Here is a 1548-nt window from a genome sequence, read left to right on the forward strand (position 1 = left end):
GCGCCGGGAACCGCGATCCAACTCGGGGTGCGGGTGGCCCAGGACATCTCCGATCTGATCGAAGAGCTCACCGAACACGACGGCCCCGCCCGCGCGGTGATCGAGAACGCGGTGCGCGCCTACGTCCAACAACTCGCCCGATAGAACCGGTCCCTCGATAGGAAAAAAGGGGCAGCCACGGGCGGCTTTCCCATGGTCGGCGAAGAAGGAACCCGGCTCACCGTTACTGGTGGGCCGGGTTTTCTCATTCTTTGGACAGGCGGCGGGATGAGGTAGGTGGTTCCGTGGGTCGTCGAACGACGCGGGTGCCTGCGCCCGGTCCGAAAGCTGCCAGGGCCAACCCCTGGCGAGGACAGTTGTCGGGCGCCAAAGGGGCGATCAGCGCTGTCCAGTCTGGACGCGGGGCGTCTTGGGAGCACCGTGGCCGGGAGCGGATCGTCAGCCCGTCACCGGCTGCTGATCGTGCGGAGGAGATACGGTGACGGCCTCCATGCTCGAGCCTTACCCCGGGACGTTCCGCGGTGATGCCGCGGCTGTGGCCGCCGGCATCAGAACCCGCTGTCTCGGAGCACCCGGTCAGGCCCAATGGCGTGTCCGGGTGGGGGAGTGGGGGTCTACTGGGCGGCGTAGTAGGCGTCCTTAACGGACTGGTGGATGCGGCCGCGGTCAGAGACCTCATACCCGTTCCCCTTCGCCCAGGCCCGGATTTTCGCCGTCTCCGGGTTACCGCCGGAGGAGGGACGAAGCCCGGTAGCCCCGGGTTGACTTGGACTGGGCCCGCCGGTCGGAGGCGGCGTAGGTGCATAGGACCTGTAGCTTCTCTGCGTTAGCGGTGGACAGGACGATTTCGTACTGCCGGCTGTCCAGACCGAACCGGAGGGTCTCATCAGCAGGATGGCCCTCGAGGTCGTCTTTCAGGATGATCTTTACGCTTTGGGCCATCCCAGCACCTTTCCTTTGATCTCGATTTATCCTGCATCGGAATGCGCCTACGGTCCCGTATACCGGTGCTGTCCCGCTCTCCTGCATGTTCTGGGGAAGTCAGATAGTGCCGGTGGTGGTGAACGCTTAGGGGCACTGGCTCGCCCTACCGAGAAAAGCCGACCATTATTCGGGTGCCTTCGGGTCCCGGAACGGGACAATGGTTCGCCTCTGTGAAGATGGGGTGATGCATGTGAAACCGTTGGCTTGGAACGAGATCCGCAAGAACGCTGCCGCCTTCGTCAATGAGTGGGCGGGGGAGAGCTATGAGAAGGGCGAGTCCCAGTCGTTCTGGTCGGACCTGTTCGCGGTGTACGGGGTGCGTCGGCGCAATGTGGCGAAGTTTGAAGCTCAAGCCCGTCGAATCGCCGGCGGTAGAGGGTTCATTGACGTGTTCTGGCCGGGGATGATGATCGCTGAGCAGAAGTCCACGGGCAAAGACCTGGATGCGGCCGAAGCCCAAGCCATGGACTATCTCACGACCGTCTCCGATGCGGAGATGCCGCGTTACGTGGTCACCTGTGACTTCTCCACCTTCCGCGTCCGCGACTTAGCCTTGATCCACCG

Annotated in this window: 3 protein-coding genes; 1 reads left to right on the forward strand and 2 read right to left on the reverse strand. The window is 63.6% G+C overall.

The annotated features are described in order from the left end of the window. Nucleotides 1-614: 614 nt before the first annotated feature. A complete protein-coding gene (locus YO9_RS21810) occupies nt 615-707 on the reverse strand; it encodes an Lsr2 family DNA-binding protein (protein ID WP_396350782.1) in 93 nt (30 codons plus the stop codon). Between the two features lie 16 nt (nt 708-723). Beyond that, entirely contained in the window at nt 724-942 is a 219-nt protein-coding gene (locus YO9_RS0115085) for an Lsr2 dimerization domain-containing protein (RefSeq protein ID WP_016998228.1), read from the reverse strand. Between the two features lie 199 nt (nt 943-1141). Here YO9_RS0115085 and YO9_RS19165 point away from each other — a divergent pair. Beyond that, on the forward strand, nt 1142-1548 hold a 407-nt coding region (locus YO9_RS19165; protein ID WP_317259858.1), incomplete at its 3' end, for a type IIL restriction-modification enzyme MmeI.

The organism is Kocuria atrinae C3-8 (assembly GCF_000286355.1).
Taxonomy (GTDB): Bacteria; Actinomycetota; Actinomycetes; order Actinomycetales; family Micrococcaceae; genus Kocuria; species Kocuria atrinae_A.

Excerpts from the sequence above, each read along its gene's own strand:
- YO9_RS0115085 (WP_016998228.1), bottom strand. The coding sequence starts at position 942 with ATGGCCCAAAGCGTAAAGATCATCCTGAAAGACGACCTCGAGGGCCAT.